We start from the raw sequence: 16,486 nt of genomic DNA, 5'->3' as shown, positions 1-16,486 counted from the left end.
CCCACCCGACCGACGGTCAGTTCAGCAGCGACCCACCCGACCGACGGTCAGCCCGACGGCACCCCGTCGTGGGCGGATCAGCCGGTGATGGTGGCGGAGCCGAGCACCACGTCACCGGCCGGATCCGGCCGGTACGCCACGACGGCCTGCCCGGCGGCCACCCCGCGCACGGGACGGCGCAGCTCGGCGACGAGCGTGTCGCCGTCCACGCTCACCGTGGCCGGTACGACGTCGCCGTGCGCCCGCAACTGCACCTCACACTCGATCGGCGCGGTCGGCCGCGCACCACCGGTCCAGACCGGACGGCTGGCGCGGACCACGGAAACCTCCAGCGCCTCGGCGGGTCCGACGGTGACCGTGTTGGTCTTGGGGGTGATGGAGAGCACGTAACGCGGCCGCCCGTCCGGGGCGGGCCGGTCCAGGTGCAGGCCGCGCCGCTGGCCCACCGTGTAGGCGTACGCGCCGGTGTGACTGCCGACCACCTCGCCGGTGGACGCGTCGACCACCTCGCCGGGCGCCTCGCCGAGCCGCCCGGCGAGGAAACCCCGGGTGTCGCCGTCGGCGATGAAGCAGATGTCGTGCGAGTCGGGCTTCTCGGCGACCGCCAGGTCACGCCGGGCCGCCTCGGCGCGGACCTCCGCCTTGGTGGCGTCACCGAGCGGGAACACCGACCGGTCGAGCTGCGCGCGGGTCAACACCGCCAGCACGTACGACTGGTCCTTGGCGAGGTCGACACTGCGGCGCAGCAGCCCGTCCGGGCCGAGCCGGGCATGGTGACCGGTGACCACCGCGTCGAAGCCCAGCGCCACCGCCCGGTCCAGCACCGCCGCGAACTTGATCTTCTCGTTGCAGCGCAGACACGGATTCGGGGTACGCCCGGCCGCGTACTCCGCGACGAAGTCGTCCACCACGTCGGCGTGGAACCGCTCGGCCATGTCCCACACGTAGAAGGGGATGCCGATCACGTCGGCAGCCCGCCGCGCGTCCCGGGAGTCCTCCAGCGTGCAGCACCCCCGGGCCCCGGTCCGGAAGGTCTGCGGGTTACGGGACAACGCCAGGTGCACCCCGGTCACGTCGTGCCCGGCGTCCACCGCCCGCGCCGCCGCCACAGCGGAGTCCACCCCGCCCGACATCGCCGCCAGAACCCTCACCAGCCACACCCCTTCTCCCCCACCAACCCTACCCACCCACCCCACCCCCACCCTCGCCCCGTCCCGCCCTCCCCCTCCCCTCCCTCGCCCCACCCCGCCCTCGCCCTCGCCCTCGCCCTCGCCCCGGTGATCAAGAGGTTCGCGTCATCCCAGCGCCCGTTCCTGACCTAAATCTCTTGATCACCGAACACCACCACCGCCCACGCGCGACGGGGCGGGCTGGAAGGCCTGCACGGGCAGGTGAGGGTGGAGGCCGGCAGGGGGCCGGGCCGGCAGGGGGCCGGGCCGGCAGGGGGCCGGGCCGGCAGGGGGCCGGGCCGGCAGGGGCGGGTGATCAAGAGGTTTGCGTCAGAATCCGGCCGACGGGTGACGTAAACCTCTTGATCACCGGGGCGGGCCGGGGCGGGAGCGGGCGGGGCGGGAGCGGGCGGGCCGGGGCGGGAGCGGGCGGGGCGGGGCGGGAGCGGGCGGGGCGGGAGCGGGAGCGAGCGCTGTTAGCGGGGGGTGCGGAGGGCGGCGGCTCGGCGGGCGCGGTCGACGGCGGCGGGTAGGGCGGCGATGAGGGCGTCGACGTCGGCGGAGGTGCTGGTGTGGCCGAGGGTGAAGCGCAACGAGGAGCGGGCCCGGTCGTGGTCGGCACCCATCGCCAGGAGTACGTGGCTGGGCTGGGCCACCCCCGCCGAACAGGCCGAGCCGGTGGAGCAGGCGATGCCCTGGGCGTCGAGCAGGAGCAGCAGGGCGTCCCCCTCGCAACCGGGGAAGGAGAAGTGCGCGTTGCCGGGCAGCCGGTCGACGGGGTCGCCGTTGAACACCACTTCGGGCACCGCCTCCCGGACCCGTCGGACCAGGTCGTCGCGGAGCGCGGCCACCCGGGCGGCGTACTCCTGCTGGCCCTTGACCGCCGTTTCGACGGCGACCGCGAAGGCGACGATGCCGGCGGTGTCCAGGGTGCCGGAGCGGACGTCGCGTTCCTGCCCGCCGCCGTGCAGCAGCGGGGTGGCGGCGACGTCCCGGGCGAGCAGCAGCGCGCCGACCCCGGTCGGGCCGCCGAGCTTGTGCCCGGTCACGGTGAGCGCGGCGACCCCGCTGGCCGCGAAGTCGACGGGGACCTGACCGACCGCCTGCACGGCGTCGGTGTGCAGCGGCACCCCGTGTTCGGCGGCCACGGCGGCCAGCGCGGCCACCGGCTGCACGGTGCCGACCTCGTTGTTGGCCCACATGGCGGTCACCACGGCGACCCGCTCGGCGTGCTCGGCCAGCTCGGTGCGCAGCCGTTCCGGGTCGAGCTTGCCGGCGGCGTCCGTGGGCAGCCAGGCGACCTCGGCGGCTTCGTGGTCGGCGAGCCAGTCGACCGCGTCGAGGACGGCGTGGTGCTCGACCGCGCTGGAGACCACCCGGACCCGGTCGGGCCGGGCTGCCCGCCTGGCCCAGAAGATGCCCTTCACGGCGAGGTTGTCGCTCTCCGTGCCGCCGCCGGTGAAGATGACCTCGGAGGGGCGGGCGCCCAGCACCGCGGCCACCCGCTCGCGGGACTCCTCCACCCGACGCCGGGCACGCCGGCCCGTCGCGTGCAACGACGACGCGTTGCCGACCTCGCGGGCGGTGGCGACGTACGCCGCCAACGCCTCGTCGAGCATCGGGGTGGTCGCCGCGTGATCCAGGTATGCCATCACTGTTCAGCGTAACGGCCGGGGCACGGACCGTCGGATGCCGGATCGCCCCGTACCGAAGTGTGGCCCGGCCCGACCCGGTCGGACCAGGCCGAAGCGTGGCCCGGCCCGACCCGGTCGGACCAGGACCGGTTCGGTCCCGGTCCGACTGGAAGCCGGGCCGACCCACCGGCGCATCACCGGCCGTCCGGACGGCGGCACGCGGGTACGCCGGCGCGGCGGCCGTCCGGAGGCCGACACGGCAGCGCATCAGGCCGACACGGCAGCGCCCCAGGCACGGCAGCGCCTCAGGCCGGTACGGCCGTGACGACGATGTTGTCCCGGTAGTGCCGGGTCTTCGGGTCGAACGGGCCACCGCAGGTGATCAACGTGAGGCGCGGCTTGCCGTCCCGGGCGAAGTACCGGTCCAGTGGGATCTTCGTCTTGGCGTACTCCTCGCGGGCGACGACCCGGTAGGCCCGCTGTTTCCCGTCCGCGCCGGTGGCGGTGAGGGTGTCGCCCCGGTCGAGTTCGCGGAGCCGGAAGAACGCCCCCTTGCCCTGCTCGGAGCTGTCGACGTGGCCGGCGATCACCACCGAGCCGGCGTCGGTCTCCAGCCCGGGGCCGTACCGGTACCAGCCGATCTGGTCCACGCTCGGCGGGACGTCGAACTCGTCGGTCCGGGTGTCGACGCCCACCGGGTTGACCGTGGCGGTGACGTCGATCGCCGGGATGCGCAGCTTCACCGGCGGCACGGTCCGCTCGTCGGTCGGCAGGCCCCCGGCGGTCACCGGCACCGAGGGGCCGCCGCCGGTGCCGGTCGTCGGACTCGGCGGGTTGCTGCTGGCCAGGGCCGCGGCCTCGTCGGTGCCGACGTCGTCGGCCGGTTGCGATCCGCAGGCCACGACGGTGGCGATGGTGAGCGCGGCGACGCCGGCGGCCATCGCCGCCAGCGCCCCGCGGTGTCGCACCGTCACCGGCGACCGGTCCGGGTGGTGGCCACCCGCGCCCCACCGCCGACCAGCAGCAGCACGCCGGCGCCCGCCAGCACGTACCACCAGGTGTCGACGCCGGTGCCGGCCTGCCCGCCGGTGCCGCTGGGCACCCCGCCCGGGGCGGAGTGCAGACCGGTGATGGTCTGGGCGACCACGTCGAGGTTCTTGGCCTCGGCCGAGCCGATCGCGTAGACGATGGTGGCGGTGCCCTCCTTGAGGTTGAGGTCCGCCGGGCCGATCGCCACGGTGTCGGTGCCGGCCAGTACCACGTCGGCCTTGACCGTGCCCGCGTCGACGTCCGCCTTGGCCTCCTTCGGGTTGGTGAGGTCCTCGAAGACCGGCTTGCCACCGGCCCGGACGTCGACCGCCGGGGCGGCGGCGGTGTGCCGGACGATCAGTCGGGCCTTGCCGGCGGCCAGCTTGGCGGTGTCGTTGACGAAGGGGGTGATCTGCGGCTTGCCGTCCGCGCTGAGGTGCGCGGCGAGGCTGATGTTGGCGCCACCGGGCACCTTGGCGTCGTCGACCTTGAGGATCGCGCTGCCGACCGGCTCACCCGGCTTGGTCAGCGCGATGTCGTACTCGCCCTCGGGCAGGGTCAGCGGGCCGGCCACGTCACCGGGCTTGAAGTTGTCGAGGGTCTTCTCGCCGTTGACGTAGACGTCGACCGGGGTGTCCGGGATGCCGTGCACGACGGAGACCTTGGACGAGGCGGCGTACGCCGGGGTCGTGGTCGCGGCGCCGACGCCCGCGAAGGCCAGGGCGGCCACCGCGCCGCCTGCGGCGACCCGACGGAAGATAGCGAGCTGCATGTCTGCCTCCTGGTGATTGGTGCTGGTTCGTCAGGTCTGGCTTGCAGAACGGGTTACGCCACCCGTCGCACCGCCGGATGCAGCCGGACACCACTTTCTTTTTCTTCGTCCGGGGTGCATCCGGGGCCGCCCCCGGCGACGAAGAGCAGGTGAGACGAGTGGAGGCGAACACGGACCGGGAGAGTGGGGCGGAGGCTGTGGGCGTTACAGTCGGGCATGCCCCAGGGAAGGCGACCCGCCCGGTGACAGCGGTGGGAACAGCAGGCCAGGAACCCGAACCCCCACCCCCCGACGAGTTGGCCGCGCGCTTCCGGGCGGGCGACGAGAGCGCGCTGCGGGAGGCGTACGACCGGTACGGCCGGGCCGTGCACCACCTGGCCACCAGCACGCTGGCCAACCGCAGCGACGCGGAGGACGTGACCCAGGCGACGTTCGTCGCCGCCTGGTTGGGGCGGGACACCTTCGACCCGGCCAAGGGTTCACTGATCGGTTGGCTGCTCGGCATCGGCCGGCGCAAGGTGATCGACCGGCTGCGCGCCTCGGCCCGGGAGATGCGGGTGGTGGAGACGGTCCGGCAGCTGCCCGAGCCGGTCGCCACCGGCGGGGACCCGGACACAGTGGTCGACCGGCTGGTGGTCGCCGACGAGCTGGCCCGGCTCCCGGACGACCAACGGCGGATGTTGGAGCTGGCCTTCTACGACGACCTGACCCACCAGCAGATCGCGACGGTGACCGGAGTGCCGTTGGGCACGGTCAAGAGCCACATCAGACGGGGCATGGCGAGCTTGAAACGCAGATGGGAGGTGGACGGTGCAGCACCTGGACCACGACCGGCTGGTCTTTCTGGCGCTCGGTGAGAGCGAGGCGGACCACGGTGAGACCGACCACCTCGGCGGCTGCGTGACCTGCCGGGGCGAGCTGGACACCCTCCGGCACGTCGCCGGGCTGGGCGCGCAGACCCAGGGCCTGCACGACCTGCCCGACCCGCCGGCCCACCTCTGGGCGGGCATCCTGGCCGAACTCGACGCCGTGGCGCAGGCGCCGTCGTCGGCGCAGGCCCACCGTCAGGATCTCGGGCCCGACCCGACGGGGGTACGTCCCGTGCCGGCACAGCCGGCGACCGGTGACGACGTCGACCCGGCGTACCGGCAGCTGTCGGCGGTGACCGGCGACCGGCCGGGTTCCCGGCGGCGGCAGTCGTCCCCGGGCAGCGGGCGGGCCGCCGCACGACCGGCGGGCCGGTCCCGACGGTGGCCCCGCTGGGCGACCACGGTCGTCTCGGCGACCGCCGCCGCGGCGATCGCGGTGCTCGGCACCGTCGCCGTCCTCGGTGACCGGGACTCCACACCCCGGCAGGAGGTGCTGGCCAGCGCACCACTGGCCGCGTACGGCAGCACGCCGAAGGACGCCAACGGTGACGCCCGGGTCTTCGCCGACGGCCGACTGCATATGCACGTCGCGAATCTCCCGGACGTTGCGGGGTACTACGAGGTCTGGCTGATCAATCCGACGAGCATGGAGATGTTCTCGGTGGGTGTGCTGCGGGGCAGCTCGGGTGATGCGCTGCTGCCCCTGCCCCCGAATGTGGATCTCCAGGCGTACTCGGTGGTCGACGTCTCCGCCGAGCAGTACGACAACAAGCCCGCCCACTCCGGCGACAGCCTGCTGAGGGGCACCCTGACGGGCTGATCGGTGGGCCGGTTCAGCTCCCCGGCCCGCCGATCAGCTCCCCTCACCACGGCCGGAACCGGGGTCGTGCCCCCGTCTTCCGGGTCGTTGCGCAATTCGGCGCCGGCCGGATCGCCGGGCAGCGCCGCCGCCCGCCCGTCACCACGCCGGGACCGGGCACCACGCCAGACCCGGCACCACGACGGAGCCGCCGCCCGGGCGGACCGGACGGCGGCTCCAGTGCGGACCCGGGTCGGGTCACTTACGCTTGCGGATCTCCTCGGCGGCCTGCGGCACGATCTTGAACAGGTCGCCCACCACGCCGTAGTCGGCCAGCTCGAAGATCGGGGCCTCGCCGTCCTTGTTCACGGCGACGATCGTCTTCGAGGTCTGCATGCCGGCCCGGTGCTGGATCGCACCGGAGATGCCCAGCGCGACGTAGAGCTGCGGGGAGACGGTCTTGCCGGTCTGCCCGACCTGGAACTGGTGCGGGTAGTAACCGGAGTCGACCGCCGCGCGGGACGCCCCGACGGCACCGCCGAGCAGGTCGGCCAGCTCCTCGACCAGCTTGAAGTTGTCGGCGTTGCCGACGCCGCGACCGCCGGAGACGACGATGCCGGCCTCGGTCAGCTCGGGGCGGGAGCCCTTCTGCTCGGCGACCCGCTCGACGACCTTCGCCAGCTTGTCGGTGTCGGTGACCGCGACGGTGAGCTGCTCGACGGCCGGGGTGGCCGCCGCCGGCGTCGGGGTGACCGAGTTCGGCCGTACGGTGACCAGCGGCAGGCCCTTGGTGACCTTGGACTTGACGATGGTGGAGCCGGCGAAGGCGACCTGGGTGGCGGTGCCGTCGGCGTCGAGGCCGACCACGTCGGTCAGAATGCCGTTGTCCAGCTTGACGGCCAGCCGGGCGGCGATCTCCTTGCCCTCCTGGGCCGAGGCCAGCAGGACGGCGGCCGGCTGCACCCGGTTGACCAGTTCGGCCAGCACGGTCGCCTTGGGGGCGACCAGGTGACCGTCGATCTCCTCGCTCTCGGCGGCGTAGATCTTCTCCGCGCCGTACTCGCCGAGCTTGGCGCTCAGCGCGTCGGCGGCACCGGCGCCGCCGAGCACCACGGCGCTCGGGGTGCCCAGCCCGCGAGCGAGGGTCAGCATTTCCAGGGTGACCTTCTTGACGCCGAACTCCCTGGTGGCTTCGACGACGACGAGTACCTCAGCCATGTTCAGACCCCTCAGACGAACTTCTCGGTGGCGAGGAACTCGACCAGCTTGACGCCGCCCTCGCCCTCGTCGGTGATCTTGGCGCCGCCGGAGCGCGGCGGACGCCTGGTGTGCTCGACGACGGCGCTGGTCGCGCCTTCGAAACCCACCTCGGTCGGCGCGACGCCCAGGTCGGCCAGGGACAGCGTCTTCACCGGCTTCTTCTTGGCGGCCATGATGCCCTTGAAGGAGGGGTAGCGCGGCTCGTTGATGGTGTCCCAGACGGAGACCACGGCCGGGGTCGAGGCGGTGACCACCTCGTAGCCCTCCTCGGTCTGCCGCTCCACGGTCAGCGTGCCGCCGTCGACGGTGAGCTTGCGGGCACCGGTCAGCGCGGCGACCCCCAACCGCTCGGCGAGCATGTGCGGCATGACCTGGACCCGGCCGTCGGTCGACTCGGCGCCGCAGATCACCAGGTCGGCGCCCAGCTGCCCGAGGGCGGCGGCGAGCACCTTCGAGGTGGCCACCGCGCAGGACCCGTGCAGGGCGTCGTCGAGGACGTGCACGGCGGCGTCGGGGCCCATGGAGAGCGCCTTGCGGATCGATTCGGTGGCCCGGTCGGGCCCCATGGTCAGGATGGTGACCTCGCCACCGTGCGCCTCCTTGATCTTCAGCGCCTCCTCGATGGCGTACTCGTCCATCTCGTTGATGACGTTGTTCGCCGAACCGCGGTCGACGGTGTTGTCGTCAGCACGCAGGTTGCGGTCCGCGCCCGAATCAGGCACCTGCTTGACGAGTACGACGATGTTCATCGCGATTCGACAACCCTCCTGTTGGTGGTGTGCGATCTGCTCGCCCGGTTAAGGGCGGAGCTTTGCGCGTCGTTGACACCCGGTCAACCGCGGGCTGCTGTGCAGTTGCCCACGAACGCAATGTTACCTGCCGGTAGGTTAACCCTCCGGGTCACCCGCGGTGACACAGCTCACCGCGACAGGCGCACCCTGACGCAGAGCCGACAGCCCACCCCTCGAACCTGACCACCCACCGAGAGTTGGGCCACGACCTCGTCGGGGCGGCGGCGGACGTCGACAGCGGTGAACCGCAGGAACCGGTCGGCACCAGCACGACCGACCACCCCGGACCGGCGACCTCGGGGTCGATCACGGCCGCCGACCCGGCCCCGGGCCAGCCCGGCGCGACCGGGCACACGCGACCCGATCAGGCCGGCTCGACGGGCCCGGCCAGGGCGGTCCTGATCCGCTCGATGGCGTCCGCCTCGGCCGGCGTCACCCCCCGGTGCGCACTGGCCACCTGCTCCGCCGCCGTCACCACCAGCTCGCGGTACGCCGACAGGTCGGCCGGCGACTTCTCCCGCAGGATGTCCACCGCACGCCCCAACGCCGGCAGCACCACCGACTCGATCTCCAGCGCCGAGTCCCGGGGCAGCCGGGGCAGCCCGCCCGCGGTCAGCGCCTCCTTCACCAGGCCACTGGCCCCGGCGAACGCCCCGGACGCGGCGAAGCTCTCCCGGATCATCGCGAACACGCCCGGATCGGCGTTCGACACCAGGAAGACCGCCCCGAAGGCGCCCGTCTTGAGAACCTGCTGCTCGTCGTCCGTCAGCCGCTGCTCCATCATCACGGAGTGTAGACGTAGGGGGTGGTCGTGGTGACCGGTACGAAGCCGAGTCGCTCCAGGATCGGCCTGCTGTCCTCCGAGGCGTCCACCTGCAACAACGTCTTGCCCCGCTGGTCGGCCAGCCGGGCCCGGTAGGCCACCAGCGCCCGGTAGATGCCCCGCCGCCGCCACTGTTCGAGCGTCGAACCGCCCCACAGGCTGGCGAAGCCGGTGCCGTTGAGGTAGCGCACCCAACCGGCGCTGACCACCGTCTCCCCCGCCTCGGCCACCACCACCGTGATCGACTGCGGGTCCGCCTCGATCTCCCGGGCCAGCCCGGTGACCAGGTGGGAACGGTCGCTGCGCCAGACCTCCTCCTCCATCGCGGCGATCCGCTCCAGGTCGACCAGACCGGTGACCTCGCGCAGCCGTACCCCCTCGGGGAGCACCGGCACGGCACCCGCCAGCGGCGCGACCGGCCCGATCAGCACGGTCTCCCGGTCCTCCGGCACGAAGCCGGCGGCGCGCAGCCGGTCCGGCAGGTCGGCGGGCTCGTCGTGGGTGTTGTGCTTCCACTCCACCGACTCGCCGCGCTGCCGGAACAGCTCGACCTGCCGGGCGATCAGCGCATCCAGGTCCTCCCCGACCAGCCCGTCCAGGGTGCGGTAGGTGAGGAAACCGCCATGGTCCAGACCCAGGATGCGCACCAGCGGGCCGTCGTGTTCGACGGTCACGCCGGCCGGGACCGGGTCGGGGATCTCCGGCCGGAGCTGCCGGTCGTAGGTGTCGCGCAGGGTGGAGGCATCAAGATCGGTCATCGCTCCAGGCTATGTCGACGGTAAAGCGGATAATCGGCGTCGTGTGGCAGGCGATCAGACGGTGGTTCGACCCGTCGGACCTCAACTCCGTGGGCAGCACCCCCGACTACCGCTTCTCGCTGGCCAACGAACGGACCTTCCTGGCCTGGCTGCGCACCGGGCTGGCGCTGATCGCGGGCGGGCTGGCCGCCGCCCAGTTCCTCCCGCCGCTGCCACTGCGCCACCTGCGGGAGGCGATCGCCGTGGCGCTGCTGCTGCTCGGCGCGACCGTCGCCGTCCGGGCGGTGGACCACTGGTCCCGCACCGAACGGGCCATCCGGCTCGGCGAACGCCTGCCGGCCTCCCGCTTCCCGGCCGTCCTCGCCCTGATCGTGGCGGTGGGCGCGCTGCTGCTGGTGGTGGCGGTCCTGGCGCGCGGGGTGAGCGGGTGACCGGGGTGCCGGCGGGCGGGGACGGCACCCGCGATCCCGGCCTGCAACCGGAGCGCACCCGGCTGGCCTGGCGGCGCATGGGGCTGGCGTACACGGTGGTGACCGTGCTGGCGGTCCGGTTGGCGCTGACCGGCGACACCGCCGGTGCCCTGCTGGCCGGGGTCACCGTGGCGACCTGGTGGGCGACGCTGGTGGTGGGCTGGGGGCGGGCCACCGGCCGCCGGCAGGCCCGGATCGACACCCACGCCGTACCGCTGATGGCCCTCGGCACGACCGGTCTGGCACTGCTGTGCGTGGCGCTGGTGCTGCGTGGGGTGTGGTGACGCGCACGGCTGCGCCATGATGGGGGCATGGCCCGGCTCTATGTGGTGTTGTTCCTGCTCCAGGTGGTGCTCGCCGCCGGTGCGCTGATCAGTTGCCTCTCCGCGGAGGACGAGGGGATCCGGGGGCTGCCCCGGTTCGCCTGGGTCCTGGTCATCCTGGTCTTCCCGTTGGTCGGCTCGATCGCCTGGTTCCTCGCCGGTCGACCCGCCCCCACGGGTGACCGACGCGGCGGATGGCCGTCCGGCACCGGCTCCCGACGACCCGTCGCGCCTGACGACGACCCCGAGTTCCTGAAGTCGATCGACGAACGTGCCCGCCGGGACGACAACGCCCTCTTCCAGCGTTGGGAGGAGGACCTCCGCCGCCGGGAGGACGACCTGCGCCGGCACGACGGGAAGCGCCCCCGCGACGGTGCGCCGCCACGGGAGGACACCCCGCCCGCCGACCACCCGCCGACCCGACAGGACGCCGCACCGCACGACGGCGAACGACCCCGCGAGGGCGACCGGCCCGAGATCTGACCCCGCCGGGGTCACCCGAACACACCGGGTGACCCCCAACGTCGCCACCCCGGTCACAACCGACGGCGTAGACCCCTGACCGCGAGCGGGGCGAAGACGGCGGCGATGACGACCGCCCAGAGCAGCGACTGGAGCACCGGCCCGGCGACCGGCCCGCCGACCAGCAGGCCGCGCAGCGCGTTCGCCAGGATGGTCACCGGGTTCACCTCGACCCAGTGCTGAAGCCAGGACGGCATCGTCTCGGTCGGCACGAAGGCGTTGCTGGTGAAGCTCAGCGGGAAGATCACCGTGAAGCCGAAGATCTGCACCTTGTCCGGCTCACTGACCAGCACCCCGACCAGCACCGACATCCAGGCGGCGGCCAGCGAGAAGACCAGCAGCAGAGCGAACGCGGCGAGCAGGCCGAGCAGGCCGTTGCCGAGCCGGAAGCCGAGGATCATCCCGACGCCGAGCAGCAGCGACAACGACCACGCCTGCTTGACCGTGTCGGCGACGATCCGGCCGGCGAGCGGGGACCACCGGGCCACCGGCAACGACCGCAGCCGGTCGAAGACGCCCTTGGTGAGATCCTGGTTCAGCCCGAAACCGGTGGTCATGGTGGCGAAGAAGGCGTTCTGCACGATGATGCCGGGCAGCGCGAAGGTGAGATATTCCCCCGGGCTGCCCGAGATCGCCCCACCGAAGACGTACGTGAAGAGCAACACGAACATCACCGGTTGGATGCTCAGGTCGAGCAGCTCCATCGGGTTGTGTTTGATCTGCACCAGGCTGCGCCAGGCCAGCGTGCCGGTGTGCCGCAGACCGGCGGCCGGGCTGAGCCGGCGGGCCGGTACGGGTCGGGCCGACGGAGCGGCGACGGTCACGGCGGTCATGCCGGGCTCCCTTCCAGGGCGTCAGCGGTGTCGGCGAGGTCGGCGGTGTCGGCGGTGTCCTCGGCGCGGTGGCCGGTGAGGGAGAGGAACACCTCGTCGAGGCTGGACCCGCGCAGGGCCAGCTCGGCGACCTGCACCTCGGCGTCGTCGAGCCGGCGCACCACGGCGGGCAGCGCGCCCGGACCGTTGACCGGCGCGCTGACCGTGGTCTGGACGACCTCCGGGTCGACCCCGGTCACCTCGCCGACGACGGCGAGCACGGTGGCCAGGTCGGTGGCCTCGACCGGCCGGACCGTCAGCACCTGGCCGCCGGTCTTGGCCTTCAGCTCCTCCGGGGTGCCCTGGGCGATCACCCGACCGTGGTCGACCACGGCGATCTCGTCGGCCAACTGGTCGGCCTCCTCCAGGTACTGCGTGGTCAGCAGCACGGTCACCCCCTCGGCGACCAGGCCCCGGACGATGTCCCACAGGTCGTTGCGGCTGCGCGGGTCGAGACCGGTGGTCGGCTCGTCGAGGAAGAGCACCTGCGGCCGACCGACCAGGCTGGCCGCCAGGTCGAGCCGCCGGCGCATCCCGCCGGAGTAGGTCTTCGCGGCCCGGCCGGCGGCGTCGGTGAGCTGGAACCCGGCCAGCAGCTCGGCGGCCCGGTCCCGGGCGTCGCGCCGGGACAGGCCCAGCAGCCGGCCGATGAGCAGCATGTTCTCGGTGCCGGTCAGGTTCTCGTCGACCGAGGCGTACTGGCCGGTGAGGCCGATCAGCTGGCGGACCTGGTGGGCGTCGCGGCGGACGTCGTATCCGCCGACCGTGGCGTGGCCCGCGTCGGCGGTGAGCAGGGTGGCGAGCACCCGTACCGCGGTGGTCTTGCCGGCGCCGTTGGGGCCGAGCAGCCCGAAGACCGTCCCGGTGGGCACCTCAAGGTCGACCCCGGCCAGGGCGGTGGTGGCACCGAACCGGCGCACCAGCCCCTCGGCGCGGATGGCGAATGTCATCAGAACTCCCGTCGTTATCGCTGGATCGTCCAACGATGAGCGAGGGGTCTGACGTTACGTGTGTCGCCGCTGACATTCCGCCGATTTATCCGCTCGGCAGAACGCGACCGCCGCCGGGTCCGACGACGGTCGCGCGCCGGGTGGTCAGGCCAGGTTGGACGAGCGCGGGTACGCGTCGGCCGGGTCGGTGAGCACGTTGACCAGGTACGGCACCCCGGCGTCGAACGCCCGCCCCAGCGCCGGGCCGAGGTCGGCGGCCTTCGCCACCGTCTCCCCGGCCCCGCCGAGCGCCTCGACCACCTTGTCGTAGCGCAGCTCGGGCTGCAGGTCGGCGGCGACGTCGTAGCCGTACATGGCCCGCATCGGGTGCTTCTCCAGCCCCCAGATGCCGTTGTTGCCGACCACGATCACCACCGGCAGCCGCTGCCGGACCAGCGACTCGACGTCCATCAGCGAGAAACCGGCCGCGCCGTCGCCCATCAGCACGCAGACCTGCCGGTCGGGGTGGCTGACCCGGGCCCCCATCGCGTAGCCCATCCCGGTGCCCAGGCAGCCGTACGGGCCGGGGTCGAGCCAGGTGCCGGGCTGCGACGGCTCCAGGTAGCGCCCGGCGTACGAGACGAAGTCGCCGCCGTCGCCGATGGTGATCGCGTCCGGGGCGAGGGCCCGGCGCAGCTCGCCGTAGACCCGGGCCGGGCGGATCGGGTCGGTGTCGGCGGCCATCTCGGCGGCGTCACGGGCCCGTGCCGCGTCCTCGGCGGTGCGCAGCCGGGCGATCCAGTCGGCGTGGTCGGCCCGGTCGCCGGTGTGGTCGGCGAAGGCGGACAGGATCAGCCGCAGGTCACCGGCGGGGCTGGCGGCGGGCTGGACGTGCCCGGCCCGCTGGGTGGGGGCGTCGACGACGTGCACCACCGCCGCGTCGCCGAAGTCGCCGAAACTGAGCCGGAAGTCCAGCGGGGTGCCGACGACGACCACCACGTCCGCGTCGCCGAGGGCGACCCGGCGGGCCTTGGCGAAGGCGAGCGGGTGCTGCGGCGGGAGCGCGCCGCGGCCCATGCCGTTGGTGAAGACCGGCACCTGCAACGCCTCGGCGGCCTCGCGGAGCGCGGCGACGGCGTCCCCGGCGTACACGTCGGAACCGGCGATGATCACCGGACGGTCGCCGGCGGCGATCAACCGGGCCGCCTTCGTCACCTCGTCCGGGTCGGGTTCGACCGGGGCGACGGCGGTCGGGGCGGCCAGTTCGGTGTCGCCGACGGAGAAGATCGCCTCCAGCGGGAAGTCGAGGAAGACCGGGCCCCGGTGCGGGGTGAGCGCGGTGGTCAACGCGGCGGAGACCGCGCGGGGGATGTCGTCGGCGGTGAACACCGTCTCGGCGTGCTTGGTGACGGGGGCGACCAGCGGCAGGTGGTCCATCTCCTGGAGGCTGCCGGAACCCCAGCGGAACTGCGGGGCCCGGCCGCCCAGCACCAGCACCGGTGAGGCGTTGAAGAAGGCGCTGGTCAGGCCGGAGATGCCGTTGGTGACGCCGGGGCCGGCGGTGAGTACGGCGAGGCCGGGGCGGCGCTGAAGCTTGGCCACCGCCTCGGCGGCGAAGACGGCGGACTGCTCGTGCCGGACGTCGTAGATCGGGAAGCCGGTGGTGTGCGCGGCGTCGTAGAGCGGGAAGACGTGCCCGCCGGAGAGGGTGAACATCTCCCGTACGCCGTGCGCCCGCAGTGCCGCCAACGCCAGCGCTCCGCCGTGGCCCTCGACCCGTTCCGTCATCGCCGCTCCCTCGTCCGCTGACCGGAGTCACACGCTACTGGCCGGTAGGCGGGATGTGAACACCTCCCGGCACGGCGTCGGCGGCACCGCCACCATCGCGCCGGGAGTCCGCCCCGGACCAGCAGGAGCGCGGCCCGGGGCGGGACGGGTCAGCGGCCGGTGAAGTCCGGCTTGCGCTTCTCGACGAACGCGGCCATCCCCTCGCGCCGGTCGTCGGTGGCGAAGAGCCCGGCGAAGAGCTGGCTCTCCCACGCCAGCCCGGAGGTCAGGTCCATGTCCAGGCCGGCGTCGACCGCCAGCTTCGCCGCCCGCAACGCCTGCACCGGCCCGGTCAGGTACGGCCGCACCAGCGCGACGGCGGTGTCGTAGACCTCGGCGGCCGGGGCGACCCGGTCCGCCAGCCCGATCCGCAGCGCCTCCGCCGCGTCCACCATCCGGCCCGACATGATCAGATCCTTGGCGCGGGCCGGGCCGACCAGCCGGGCCAGCCGCTGGGTGCCGCCCGCACCGGGGATGACGCCGAGTTTGATCTCCGGCTGGCCGAGCTTGGCGTCCTCGGCCACCACCCGCCAGTCACAGGCCAGCGCCAGCTCACAGCCGCCACCGAGGGCGTACCCGGTGATCGCGGCGACCACCGGCTTGGGGATCCGGGCGAGCGCGCCGACGGCGCTGGACAGGTCGGCGGCCCGCTCCGCCATGTCCACGTAGGACATGTCGGCCATCTCCTTGATGTCGGCGCCGGCGGCGAAGACCTTCTCCCCGCCGTACACGATGACGGCGCGGACGCCCGGGTCGGCGGAGGCGGCCGTCGCGGCGGCCCGCAACTCCTCCTGGACCTGCTTGTTGAGCGCGTTCATCGGCGGCCGCTCCAGCCGGATGGTGCCGATGCCGTCCCTGGTCTCCAACCGCACGAACTCGCTCACTCCACCCCTACTTCCTCGTCGAAGTCGTGCCAACCTTACGACCCGGATCGTTGGGGTACGTAGTCTGGTGTTCGCCACCCGCGCCCGGGAGTCCCGCCATGATCACGTATTACGACGACCGGTCGGTGCAGGTCACCTCCACCGCCATCCGGGTCGACGGTCGCGCCTTTCCGCTGGCCGAGATCGGCCTGGTCTGGCACCGCCGGGGCGACCGCTCCTGGCGGGTGCTCGCCGGACGGGGGGCGATCGGCGCCGCCCTGGCCGGCCCGCTGGTGGCTGCGGTGATCGGCATCGCGGTGGCGGTCTGGCTACACCGCTCCCCCACCGTCACGCTCGCCATCGTCGGCGCGTCGGTGCTGGTCGGGCTGGCCGTCGGGCCGGTCGCCGACTTCCTCTTCGACCGCCTGGACCGCTCCTACGACCAGGGCAGCCGGCAGCGTGAGCTGTGGGTCCGCTGGCATGGGCGGCCGGTGCTGCTGCTGCGCACCGGCGACGCGCTGCGCTTCGGCCGGATCTACCGGGCGGTGCAGCGGGCGATGGAGAACACCGCGCCACCACCCCGGGCCGGCCACGACCCCGGGCCGCCGGTGCGCACGGAGCGCCACGGCGGGTCGACGGCCGGCCCCGGGCGGCAGCACGCGACCGGCTCGACCGGCGAGGGCCCCGGGCCCCGCCGCAGTTCGTAGCCGTCCGCACCACCCGTCGTCCCGGGTACGGACCACCAGGTCACCGGGCCGGCGAAGCACCGGCCGACC

17 protein-coding genes and 1 pseudogene are annotated in these 16,486 nt (G+C 73.3%); 6 read left to right on the top strand and 12 right to left on the bottom strand.

Going from position 1 to position 16,486, the window contains the following annotated elements; all coding sequences use genetic code 11:
- Positions 1 to 77: 77 nt before the first annotated feature.
- The 4 genes from mnmA to ACQP2H_RS06315 form a co-directional block, all read right to left on the bottom strand.
- On the bottom strand, positions 78 to 1,151 hold the full coding sequence (gene mnmA, locus ACQP2H_RS06330; RefSeq protein WP_219468006.1) for a tRNA 2-thiouridine(34) synthase MnmA: 1,074 nt from the start codon (positions 1,149 to 1,151) through the stop codon (positions 78 to 80).
- A gap of 494 nt (positions 1,152 to 1,645) precedes the next feature.
- Entirely contained in the window at positions 1,646 to 2,821 is a 1,176-nt protein-coding gene (locus tag ACQP2H_RS06325; RefSeq protein ID WP_208567312.1) for a cysteine desulfurase family protein, read from the bottom strand.
- 287 nt (positions 2,822 to 3,108) lie between these two features.
- The gene (locus ACQP2H_RS06320; RefSeq protein WP_208567313.1) at positions 3,109 to 3,777 is read right to left on the bottom strand and encodes a class F sortase; all 669 of its coding nucleotides are present in this window, start codon (positions 3,775 to 3,777) and stop codon (positions 3,109 to 3,111) included.
- A complete protein-coding gene (locus tag ACQP2H_RS06315) occupies positions 3,774 to 4,604 on the bottom strand; it encodes a DUF4397 domain-containing protein (RefSeq protein ID WP_208567314.1) in 831 nt (276 codons plus the stop codon). Before ACQP2H_RS06315 ends, ACQP2H_RS06320 begins: the two co-directional genes overlap by 4 nt.
- A 251-nt stretch (positions 4,605 to 4,855) precedes the next feature.
- Here ACQP2H_RS06315 and ACQP2H_RS06310 point away from each other — a divergent pair, with 251 nt between their 5' ends.
- Positions 4,856 to 5,461: an RNA polymerase sigma factor gene (locus tag ACQP2H_RS06310; RefSeq protein ID WP_208567315.1), complete on the top strand. Its 606-nt coding sequence runs from the start codon at positions 4,856 to 4,858 to the stop codon at positions 5,459 to 5,461.
- On the top strand, positions 5,415 to 6,293 hold the full coding sequence (locus ACQP2H_RS06305; RefSeq protein WP_433231567.1) for an anti-sigma factor: 879 nt from the start codon (positions 5,415 to 5,417) through the stop codon (positions 6,291 to 6,293). Before ACQP2H_RS06310 ends, ACQP2H_RS06305 begins: the two co-directional genes overlap by 47 nt.
- Before the next feature lie 237 nt (positions 6,294 to 6,530).
- Here ACQP2H_RS06305 and ACQP2H_RS06300 read toward each other — a convergent pair whose 3' ends face one another.
- From ACQP2H_RS06300 to ACQP2H_RS06285, 4 genes are all read right to left on the bottom strand, one after another.
- Positions 6,531 to 7,490, bottom strand: a complete 960-nt coding sequence (locus ACQP2H_RS06300) for an electron transfer flavoprotein subunit alpha/FixB family protein (RefSeq protein ID WP_208567317.1) — start codon at positions 7,488 to 7,490, stop codon at positions 6,531 to 6,533.
- Between the two features lie 11 nt (positions 7,491 to 7,501).
- Positions 7,502 to 8,281 carry an electron transfer flavoprotein subunit beta/FixA family protein gene (locus ACQP2H_RS06295; protein ID WP_208567318.1) on the bottom strand — a complete coding sequence of 260 codons (780 nt, stop codon included), beginning with the start codon at positions 8,279 to 8,281 and terminating at the stop codon, positions 7,502 to 7,504.
- Between the two features lie 406 nt (positions 8,282 to 8,687).
- Entirely contained in the window at positions 8,688 to 9,104 is a 417-nt protein-coding gene (locus tag ACQP2H_RS06290; RefSeq protein ID WP_219468001.1) for a hypothetical protein, read from the bottom strand.
- A 2-nt stretch (positions 9,105 to 9,106) separates the two neighbouring features.
- Positions 9,107 to 9,904: a GNAT family N-acetyltransferase gene (locus ACQP2H_RS06285; protein WP_363823925.1), complete on the bottom strand. Its 798-nt coding sequence runs from the start codon at positions 9,902 to 9,904 to the stop codon at positions 9,107 to 9,109.
- An 11-nt stretch (positions 9,905 to 9,915) separates the two neighbouring features.
- On the opposite strand from ACQP2H_RS06285, the gene ACQP2H_RS06280 reads away from it, so the two are divergent.
- The 3 genes and pseudogenes from ACQP2H_RS06280 to ACQP2H_RS06270 form a co-directional block, all read left to right on the top strand.
- The gene (locus ACQP2H_RS06280; protein ID WP_244252306.1) at positions 9,916 to 10,335 is read left to right on the top strand and encodes a YidH family protein; all 420 of its coding nucleotides are present in this window, start codon (positions 9,916 to 9,918) and stop codon (positions 10,333 to 10,335) included.
- Entirely contained in the window at positions 10,332 to 10,658 is a 327-nt protein-coding gene (locus ACQP2H_RS06275; RefSeq protein WP_307799210.1) for a DUF202 domain-containing protein, read from the top strand. The genes ACQP2H_RS06280 and ACQP2H_RS06275 overlap by 4 nt, the downstream gene beginning before the upstream one ends.
- Before the next feature lie 27 nt (positions 10,659 to 10,685).
- Positions 10,686 to 11,075, top strand: a pseudogene (locus ACQP2H_RS06270) (PLD nuclease N-terminal domain-containing protein); the annotation flags it as partial.
- A 158-nt stretch (positions 11,076 to 11,233) separates the two neighbouring features.
- On the opposite strand, the gene ACQP2H_RS06265 reads toward ACQP2H_RS06270, so the two are convergent.
- From ACQP2H_RS06265 to ACQP2H_RS06250, 4 genes are all read right to left on the bottom strand, one after another.
- Positions 11,234 to 12,052, bottom strand: a complete 819-nt coding sequence (locus ACQP2H_RS06265; RefSeq protein ID WP_208567323.1) for an ABC transporter permease — start codon at positions 12,050 to 12,052, stop codon at positions 11,234 to 11,236.
- Positions 12,049 to 13,041, bottom strand: a complete 993-nt coding sequence (locus tag ACQP2H_RS06260; RefSeq protein ID WP_357534691.1) for an ATP-binding cassette domain-containing protein — start codon at positions 13,039 to 13,041, stop codon at positions 12,049 to 12,051. Before ACQP2H_RS06260 ends, ACQP2H_RS06265 begins: the two co-directional genes overlap by 4 nt.
- 144 nt (positions 13,042 to 13,185) lie before the next feature.
- Positions 13,186 to 14,808 (bottom strand): acetolactate synthase, encoded by a 1,623-nt coding sequence (locus ACQP2H_RS06255; protein ID WP_433231561.1) that lies wholly within the window; start codon positions 14,806 to 14,808, stop codon positions 13,186 to 13,188.
- A gap of 149 nt (positions 14,809 to 14,957) precedes the next feature.
- Complete coding sequence (locus ACQP2H_RS06250; RefSeq protein ID WP_433231559.1) at positions 14,958 to 15,731, bottom strand: enoyl-CoA hydratase-related protein; 774 nt, start codon at positions 15,729 to 15,731, stop codon at positions 14,958 to 14,960.
- Positions 15,732 to 15,829: 98 nt separating this feature from the next.
- On the opposite strand from ACQP2H_RS06250, the gene ACQP2H_RS06245 reads away from it, so the two are divergent.
- Positions 15,830 to 16,417 (top strand): DUF6232 family protein, encoded by a 588-nt coding sequence (locus ACQP2H_RS06245; RefSeq protein WP_219467985.1) that lies wholly within the window; start codon positions 15,830 to 15,832, stop codon positions 16,415 to 16,417.
- Positions 16,418 to 16,486 lie beyond the last annotated feature (69 nt).

It is taken from the genome of Micromonospora sp. CA-248260 (genome assembly GCF_050942205.1).
Classification (GTDB): Bacteria; Actinomycetota; Actinomycetes; order Mycobacteriales; family Micromonosporaceae; genus Micromonospora; species Micromonospora antibiotica.
The sequence above is the reverse complement of the archived record's forward strand: the minus strand, read 5'-3'. Positions and strand labels throughout refer to the sequence as shown.